Source organism: Bradyrhizobium sp. CSA112 (genome assembly GCF_029051645.1).
Taxonomy (GTDB): domain Bacteria; phylum Pseudomonadota; class Alphaproteobacteria; order Rhizobiales; family Xanthobacteraceae; genus Bradyrhizobium.
The window spans coordinates 1-8,869 of record NZ_JAACFS010000076.1 but is presented as its reverse complement, the minus strand read 5'-3'; the positions used below and the strand labels follow the sequence as shown (position 1 = coordinate 8,869).

At 59.7% G+C, this 8,869-nt stretch carries 5 protein-coding genes and 4 pseudogenes; 5 read left to right on the top strand and 4 right to left on the bottom strand.

Annotated features, from left to right (window positions below):
• Positions 1–949 precede the first annotated feature (949 nt).
• From GWE18_RS41430 to GWE18_RS41420, 3 genes and pseudogenes are all read left to right on the top strand, one after another.
• Positions 950–1,186 carry a hypothetical protein gene (locus tag GWE18_RS41430; protein ID WP_145963727.1) on the top strand — a complete coding sequence of 79 codons (237 nt, stop codon included), beginning with the start codon at positions 950–952 and terminating at the stop codon, positions 1,184–1,186.
• Entirely contained in the window at positions 1,179–1,370 is a 192-nt protein-coding gene (locus GWE18_RS41425) for a hypothetical protein (protein ID WP_145963726.1), read from the top strand. The genes GWE18_RS41430 and GWE18_RS41425 overlap by 8 nt, the downstream gene beginning before the upstream one ends.
• 1,159 nt (positions 1,371–2,529) lie before the next feature.
• A pseudogene (locus GWE18_RS41420) lies at positions 2,530–2,811 on the top strand (ISNCY family transposase); the annotation flags it as partial.
• Here GWE18_RS41420 and GWE18_RS42455 read toward each other — a convergent pair.
• The 4 genes and pseudogenes from GWE18_RS42455 to GWE18_RS41405 form a co-directional block, all read right to left on the bottom strand.
• A pseudogene (locus GWE18_RS42455) lies at positions 2,806–3,133 on the bottom strand (hypothetical protein); the annotation flags it as partial. The pseudogenes GWE18_RS41420 and GWE18_RS42455 sit on opposite strands and share 6 nt — an antisense overlap.
• A pseudogene (locus GWE18_RS41415) lies at positions 3,133–4,228 on the bottom strand (IS5 family transposase). The pseudogenes GWE18_RS41415 and GWE18_RS42455, both read right to left, overlap by 1 nt.
• Before the next feature lie 535 nt (positions 4,229–4,763).
• Entirely contained in the window at positions 4,764–4,898 is a 135-nt protein-coding gene (locus tag GWE18_RS41410) for a hypothetical protein (protein ID WP_256441657.1), read from the bottom strand.
• A 160-nt stretch (positions 4,899–5,058) separates the two neighbouring features.
• Positions 5,059–5,536 (bottom strand): annotated as a pseudogene (locus GWE18_RS41405) (DDE-type integrase/transposase/recombinase); the annotation flags it as partial.
• 188 nt (positions 5,537–5,724) lie between these two features.
• Between GWE18_RS41405 and GWE18_RS41400 the strand changes: the two are divergent.
• Both GWE18_RS41400 and GWE18_RS41395 read left to right on the top strand, forming a co-directional pair.
• Positions 5,725–5,934 carry a hypothetical protein gene (locus tag GWE18_RS41400; protein ID WP_108521671.1) on the top strand — a complete coding sequence of 70 codons (210 nt, stop codon included), beginning with the start codon at positions 5,725–5,727 and terminating at the stop codon, positions 5,932–5,934.
• Between the two features lie 214 nt (positions 5,935–6,148).
• On the top strand, positions 6,149–8,869 hold a 2,721-nt coding region (locus GWE18_RS41395), incomplete at its 3' end, for an AMP-binding protein (RefSeq protein ID WP_275191239.1).

Below are 8,869 nucleotides of genomic sequence, written 5' to 3'. Positions count from 1 at the left end.
GTCCTGCACGCTCGGCGGCAGAAGCTGGACCTCGTCGATCTTCCAGGGGCGAAATTCCTTGCTCATGGCCACGCAAGGAATCAGACTCGCACCCTCTTGACCAGTCACTACTCAGACAGGCTCCTAGGTCGGGGCCAACGGCACAGCGGCGTATGATCGTCAGGCGTCCGTTCGGATCAGCACGAGAGGCGATAGTCATCAGATGACCTTCCATCTTTCAACATCAGACACGTCGGGTTCAAGACGGAGATGTCGGAGATCTGACAACCTGCAGCGTCGATCCAAAGGCATGCTGGCGGCTACGCGTGTGTTTTCTCTCGTGAAGCAAGGCACACTCCAAATCCGGCACCATCGCGGCACCCCCGATCTCGATGTGGTGGCACCTTTCATTCCCGAGCTGCTCCGGCGATAGCCGACCGCCCGATGCACGTAGATTCAGATCGAGTTACGGGGGGCTGGTCGACAATACCGCCGGCGCATCGTTTGCATGCTCTCCGCGAGTGATCGAAGTTCCCGTCACGAGAGCATCGCGGTTGATGTTTGCCCAGGTCATTCCCCGGCCAATGGATGAAGAGAACCGTGACCCGCCTCGCTGCTAGCGTTCTGTCCCGCAAGTTCGTAGCATGGTTATTGCATGGGTTCCGCGTATCCGATGAAGGAGATATCGATGCGCACCGGACAGGCGAAGGCGATGCTGACGATTTCCAGCGACGAAGACACGCAGCTCACGGCCATAACACGGTCGCGCTCGCTGCCGCGGCGCTGACGCTGCGAACAGAGATCGTGCTGGCCTGCCAACGCGAGCCGAGCAACGTCGTCTTGGCGACGCGGCTGGTGGTCGGCCCCATACGATCGGCAAACGGCCCAATCGCTTTATCGCAAATCGCATCGAGGATCATCTACGATGAGACGCGTACCGGCGGACCCCCGCACGGTTGAGGATGAGGCTGTGGCCGAGCTGATCAGCAAGACACTTGCTCGCAAGCCCAAAGCCGCAATCCATTGGAGCGTGCGCCCATCTAAAGAGACGGAAATTGCCAAAAGCACCGTTCATCGCCTGTTCCAACTCTTCGGTCTGCGGCCTCACTGTACCGGCAGCTTTAAACCCTCGACCGATGCTTTTTTGTCGAGAAGTCCCGCTTCCAGAAGATTGGAAGGCGATGGAGGAGACTGCTCGCATGAGTGACGGGCTTCAAAAGGGCGATGACGCGGCCACCATTGAGGAACTGCTCCAACTGCTAATCAGCATCCTATCGTCAGCAAGGCGGCTTCCGTGCGGCCCAGAAAGCGATGCAGCGTTACGGCAGATAGGGGAACTTCAAAAAGGTGTAGGCGTGGTCCTGCTGAAGCGGTTTTACGATAAAGCATAGCAAGCTCCTTTGCCGTGGGGCAGGGGCTACCTGCGGACAATCTGCCTCAACTCACGACGGAGCCGCGTAAGGCCCGCAACGAGATGTCGGATCTCGCTTGGCGGCTGATGAATCCGGGCGAATCTACACCCCCCGTCGGCCGCCCGGTTGAATCGCTACAGTCAGCAATCTCGGCGAAGCACAGTGGAGCGCGCGGCTTCGGCACATCAGAGTCAAGCTCTTGGGCTGCCGCGAGACTTGGCATCGCTGCACTTCACCTGCCAGGGTGGTGAAGCGGCGAAGAAAATGCAAGGGGCTATCCGCCGAAAGGCGAGAATGCGTAACAGCTCCCATACTTTCCTGCGCGGTCCAGTAAGATGCCGCGGCGATATGCGGCAGAAAGTTCGCTGGTTGCGAGCGGCTTGATAGATGGCGGCCATAACCAGACAGACCTTGAAGGGAGCACATTGAATATCACGCACAACGTTCTCTTCGGATTTCATCTTTTAGACAGCTCGTGCTGAAACACCATCGGCTATTTTGTTTCAGGGGAGGGTGAGAGATAGACAATGCAAGCGCTAAGCGTCTGCGGACTACCGGGCGGCCGTAAAGTGTCTGAACGCCGCCGAGCGGCGGCGGTTTGCTAGAGCCGGCCACTCGGGTCGCTTCCGAAATCGATCGGTTGTGCCGCCCTTTTCACTCAGCGGCAACAGGAGCTCCAAAATCGTCCTATCGGCACCGGCCGCCATTGAACTCGATAGCTGCATCGTAACTGTCCCGACGCTCAAACGCCTCAAGCCCGGTATGCGAAAAAGCCTGGTACTTTCCACGATGTGTGCTGTGATGATGCCGATCGATTACGCGTGCTCAAAAAGGGGGCCCACCGCCCGCATCGAGTAGTACATCGAGAAGCTTACTGAGGCTGTCGAACCCGTGATCTTGCGGGGCTATCACGGGCGCAGCACGACCGACGCCGGCATTTATCACCGTGAGGAACCTCGCACGCATGACCGCGGGGTGATGACCGAAAGATTGCGGGTCATCACCGATGGCGGGCATTCCTATTCCAAAGAACTCGTCGATTTCTTGCAGCATATATTACGTACCGGGTGCCAAAATCCGAACGTGCGCACTGTCGTGCTCGACGGGTCCTACCATGACGATGGAATCGGCCAAGGGCATCTTCCGCGGCAACACACGGGCAGAGGACAAGCTCTTCAGCGTGTTCGAGCCCTCGACGGAGATCATTCGAAAGGGTAAGGCCGGCAAGCCCAACGAGTTCGGCAAGATGGTCAAGCTGCAGGAGGCCGAAAACCAAATCGTGATCGACTACGAAGTCTACGATCGGCGGCCGAGTGATTCGGACCTGTTGGTTCCGGCCATCGAAATCCACCAAGCCAAGCTCGGCCGCGCGCCGCGCCTGGTCGCAGCAGACGCCGGGTTCTATTCCGCCAAGAATGAAGGCAGAATCGTCGCCATTGTGGATGTAGAAGTGGCCGAGGAGCCTGTCTGCAGTGGCGATCATAGCCATCCGCGACCGCAGGACGGATCGTTCTCGTCGTGCCCTTCCCATGAGAACTCCGCGCACGCCGATCCGTCGCGGGTGCCGTAGCGCACGTCCAAGAAGCTCTTGAGAGCCCCAAACGCGATTTCGCCATTGGACTTGCCCTGGAAGGTGAGATGCGCTTCCTCGAGAAGATCGAGGTACTCGTTGTCCAGACGTCCATCTCGACGATGCGCCAGCGGCCTGCAAAGGCCTTGGCGAAGCCGGGCACCTTGGCCATCAGCCGGTCTCCGCGATCCGCTTGGGCAACCGCACCAGATTGTAGTCGGTGGCAGCGAAGGTAAAGGCCCATGCGACGCGGTCACGGCCACGGAACCGGGTCTTCTGTTGCCCCGGGATCGTCTTGATCCAGCCGAATGCCTCCTCGATCCGCTTCGGATGCGCTGGCTGACAGCATAGCCGCCGTGCCGGGTCGTTCGCCCGTCAATCGTAGAGCGGCGGCCGCTGGTGTTCTGTGCCACATGCGGCGTCACGTTCATCGAGCGCAGCTCGTTGACGAAGTCTTCCACGTCGTAGGCTTTGTCGGCGCCAAGCGTGATCGCTGTCGGTCGGTCAGCACGAGGCTCGATCATGTGCAGCGCGGCCACCCGCTCGGCATGCCCGTCGGCCTGCGTCAGGCAGGCGTCGACCAGCAGACCGTGGCGGTTCTCCATCGCCCGTGCCCAATGAAGCACAGCTTCGTCTCCTTGCCTTTGCCCTTGCGATACAGCCTGGCGTCTGGATCGGTAGTCGAAGCATGGGTGTCGTTCGAGCGTTTCTGGCCGTGGAAAGTCCGCATCGGCATTGCGGCCGCCGCCTTGCGCCGGCGGTTCGCCGGAGCCGTCCTTCGGCTTGATACTCTTCATCGAGGCCCAGGCCTCGATCAGCGTACCATCGACCGAGAAGTCATCACTCGATAGAACCTCTTCACCATAGGCTGCGCCAGCACCGCCGCCAAGAACTTCGCCGCGATGTCGCCTTCCAGCAGCCGGTCGCGGTTCTTCGAGAACACCGAATGGTCCCAGGCTGCGTCGTCGACGCCGATGCCGACGAACCAGCGGAACAGCAGGTCGTATTCCAGCCGCTCCATCAGGAGCCGCTCCGAGCGGATCGAATAAAACGCCTGCAACAGCATCGCCCGCAGCAGCTTCTTCGGCGGGATCGACGGCCGCCCAATCGGCGAATAGAGCGCGGCAAACTCGCGCTCCAGCTCTGACAGCGGCTCGTTCACCATCCTCCGGATCGCTCGCAGCGGATGATCGCGCCGCACCCGCGACTCCAGGTCGACGTAGCTGAACAACTCGCCCGTTCGATTGTCGAGGCAACGCGCACGCACCGTCTCCGAATCTCGTCGGAGCCAATGAATCACGCTCGCCGGCCAAAAACCATCGCGACTGCCTTCAAAGGCGACCGCTATGCGTGTAATCGCGTGCCCAAAGTTTGCCGCCTCCTCGCGCCAGCGGTGTAGCAACCGGAGCAGCGCGTCTTCTTCGTCGGCGCCAAGCTTCTTCAACAGATGACGATCCAGCCCGAGGACGATTTCAGCGACCAGCCAGCTTGAGAGGCTCATGACCGCGATCAGCGTACTATTCTGTTCAAGGACCGTGGAAGACCGGCCGAGATCGTTTGCCTTTTGCATGGGGTGCTCCATTGCTCATGACCAGCATCAATACTCTCACGCCTCTGCCGGTCACCCCATAGTATATTCCGTCGCATCCTCGCCTGGCTCAGTAAGCTCTTGCACTTCATCCTGATCGTCCTTTTGCGCGCCTTCGCAATCTCGGTTCGCTCTCAACCCCGCTTGTTAACGGACGACTAAATCTTCAGTTTGGCGCCCGCTGCAATCATCGTGATGCCCGCACCGCGGCGGATCACTCGAGATAGCTGTTCCCCATCCGTACGACGACGTCGCCGATCGCAATCTCGACCTTGATCGCCGGATCGTGACGCTCCTCCGACGGCCTTCCACAACCAGCGGCAAGGATGTCGACTGCGAGGCTTCGCACGGCAGCAATGCGCCTCTCTGTCCCAAGCGTCATCGCCAATCGTAAACCCGCCAGCGCGCCGCACCGGTCCGACGCACCACCTCGATCGCGATCGGAGACAGAGGGCTTCTTTTTTGCCTGCAGCCTTGCTGCCGCGCATTCTCTTCAAATCGACGATTGATTCGGCGATAGCGTTTGTCGTGGAGTCTCACGGCAAGTCGCAAAGGCTGGCTCGCGCGAAGCTCGACGGAAGTCGACAGTGACGGATCCGGGATAGGGGATGTGGGAAAGTTCGCGACCCGATCGTGAACTGACGGAACCGTTGAGGCTGACGGGACGATTTGAACGCGTCATGATCCGATCGCGTCGCCAGGCCGGCTGATGAGAATTCTCGGACCCGATTGTTGAGAGATTTGTGCTGCGGACGTGAAAGGCCATCTTCGCCCCTGCAGCACCGAACGGAGCTTGTCGCCGATCATCATCACGCGCGGCGACGTGTCGGTGGATTTCAAGAGCTTCTTCATGAGCCGCTGCGCAGCGCGCGAATCTCGTCGGCGCTTGATCAAGACGCCGAGAACGAGGCCATTCTGGTCGACAGCGCGCCAGAACCAATGTTGTTCGCCGGGAATCGAGATAACGACTTCGTCCAGATGCCATTTGTGGCTGCGAGCGGAGCTGGCGAATCCGATCGGAGTGGATAACGCTAGTACGTTAGATGTCCGACAATGTCGGATGAGTGACATAGCAGTGTTAGGGTTAGCATACTGACAGAGAACGATTTCTCCTTTGGCACGATACATGCGTAGTCTCCTCTATAAAGGCGCATTGACTGAGGAGAAGTCGTCCGATGATCACGCTCACCGGAAACTCAGATCAGGCTAAGGTGGCAGCTGCGATTCTGCCGGAGACGATATCTGGAGGCGTGGGGGCCTGCCGGCGACATTGGGAAGATCTGGGCTGCGCGCAAGAGTTTCGGCACCGTCAATACACCCATATTGCGCAAGCGACTGTGGGCGCGGTTATCCCGAGCAAATTCGAACCAGTGTGGCTGATTTGAGTCGCTACGTGGCGCGACGCACGTGGTGGGAACTGCCCAGCTTGATGGATGGACTGCAGGAGCGGTGAAGATGACATATCGGGCATCTCCGGCGCGCGGGAGCGCCTGCCAACCACGCGATCAGGACAGGCTACCTGAAGCGCGATCGATCTCCTCTACCGTCGTTGTCGGCAGTGGTACGCTCGCTATCAGATGCGCGCAGCTGGCAATTGAGATGGGCCACGTCATTGGTGCAGCGTTGTGTGCCGACGGCGTATTCCGCGATTGGGCTGTTCGCTCGAACATCCCGTCTGTAGCAAGCGTTGAAGAGCTCTCTTCTTTTTTGAAGGCCGCGCCGGTAGATTTGATTTTCTCCGTTGCCAATCCGTTCATATTGCCAGCGGATGTATTGGGGCGGGTTCGTCGAGGTGCTTTTAATTACCACGACGGTCCATTGCCACGATATGCGGGAACGCGCGCGACGTCCTGGGCGCTGCTGGCGCAGGAGACCGAATACGCCATCACATGGCATCGGATCGATGATGGCGTTGATACAGGAGACGTCGTGGTTCAGCGCCAAGTGCTGATTGCGCCCACCGATACGGCACTGACCCTGAACCTCAAATGCTATGAAGTCGCGATAGAGGGCTTCCGTGAGCTTTTAACTGGCTTAGCGAAGGGAGAGCTTACTGCCTATCCGCAGGCACTGGTGAGCCGGAGCTACTTTCCGAGACGTCGACGCCCAGATGCGGCAGGCTGTCTGCGATGGGATCGGCCCGCGCAAGATCTGTCAGCGATGACGCGTGCCTTAAACTTTGGGCCATATCATCCCAATCCATTGGGGCTGTCCAAGGCTTTCGTAGGCGATGAAGTTGTCACAGTCAGCCGCTTGGAGGTGCTGCCTCAACGCTCGGGCCTCCCGGCGGGTTCCCTGCTTGAGGTCCACTCCAGCCACTGGCGGGTGGCGACGGGTACAGAGGATGTCGATGTTTGCTTTGGCAGCTCCGATGGTCAGGTGCTGGACGCGCAAGCCCTCGCCAGGCACTCCAATCTGGATGAAGGTGGTCGCCTTCCTATTTTGAGCGAAGATGAGGCGCGGAGCATAACTGCGAGCCATGAATTGCTGGCGCCTTCAGAGGAGTTTTGGGTACAGCGGCTAGAGCAGCTTAGAATATTGCAGCTTCCTTTGTCGTTGTCCGTGGCTGAGGCGCCGCCCAGATGGCAGTCGAGTTCGTGGTTCATTGCAAGAGCTTTGGCTAAGTTGTCGCCACATGATCGCACGGAATATTTGGTAACGGCATGTCTGATCTATCTCGCCCGCATCACAGGAGAAACAGAGCTTCAATTGGGCTGGACGCCTGTATCGGATGGACCGCTAGCTGGCTCTAAAGCGGTGGAGGTGCTTATTGCCTCTGTCGTGCCGATGGAAATTACCGTCGACCTTGCACATGATTTTGAAGAAGTGCGCAAAGCGGTCGCGGCCGAATGCGCTCAGCTGAGGGAACACGGTAGCTTTGCCCGGGATCTTATCGCGCGCTGCCCGGCATTGCGGGGTGTGGAGGCGCTACAGTCGCACCAGCCCTGGCCGATTGGCATCACAATCACCACAGACAGCGGCGCTGGCGATCTGACGACGAGCCAAAGTGCTGGGGCAGCCCTATGCGGCGATTTGCTGACGTTTGAGGTTTCCGCTCTGGATGGGAGCCTTCGATGGCATTTTGATGCAAGTCGGCTAGAGCCGAAGCAGATCGACCGTATGACGCAGCATTTGCAAACTTTGTTATATGGTGTGATGGCCGATGCGGGGCAGCCGGTCGGCCGCATCAACATCCTGCCGGCCGACGAACGCAGCTATCTGCTGGAGGAGTTGAACCGGACGGCGGCGGCCTATCCGTCGGAGCGGTGCATCCATGAACTGTTCGAGCAACAGGTCCGGCGCGCACCCGAAGCGGTCGCCCTCGTCCATGAGGACGAGCGCCTGAGCTATGGCGAGCTCAATGCGCGGGCCAACCGGCTGGCGCATCATCTGATCGCGCTCGGGGTCAGGCCGGATCAGCCGGTGGCGATCTGCCTGGAGCGCAGCCCGGCGATGGTGGTGGGGCTCTTGGCGATCCTGAAGGCGGGCGGCGCCTATCTGCCGCTGGACCCGGCCTATCCGTCTCAGCGGCTGCGCCAGGTGCTGGGCGATGCCGCGCCGCAGCTGCTGCTTTGCGATGCGGCCGGCCGCGCCGCGCTCGGCACCGAGGCGCTGGCCGATGTGAGCGTGGTCGATCTTACGACAGCCACCCCGGCCTGGGCCGAGCTGCCCGCCTCTGATCCCGAGCCGCGCGCCCTCGGCCTCACCTCGCGCCATCTCGCCTACATCATCTACACCTCCGGCTCAACCGGAACCCCCAAAGGGGCAAAGAATGAGCATCGGGGTATTATCAATCGCCTGGTCTGGATGCAGAAAGCCTACGCTCTCAATGCGACTGATGTCGTCTTGCAGAAGACGCCATTTGGCTTCGATGTCTCGGCTTGGGAATTCTTCTGGACGTTGCTTGAAGGGGCGACCCTGGTGCTGGCACTTCCGTCTGCACACAAAGACCCCGATGCGCTTGTAAACCTTATAATCAACCAGCGCATTACCACTGCACACTTTGTACCATCCATGCTGGTAAGCTTTATGGACACGAGGGGTGTTGATCGCTGCAGCTCGCTGCAGCGTCTCCTGTGCAGTGGCGAGGCGCTTCCTGCCTCCCTTGTGTACAAGGTTCGGCGCGTATTGCCTTGGACTGGTCTGCACAATCTATATGGCCCCACGGAAGCTGCTATCGACGTTACAGCCTGGAGTTGCCCGGCTGATTTTGATGGGGCTACTATCCCCATTGGCCGTCCGATTGCCAACACGCGTGTGTATCTGCTGGACGGCCATGGCGCGCCTGTGCCGTTGGGGGCGGTGGGTGAGCTTTACATA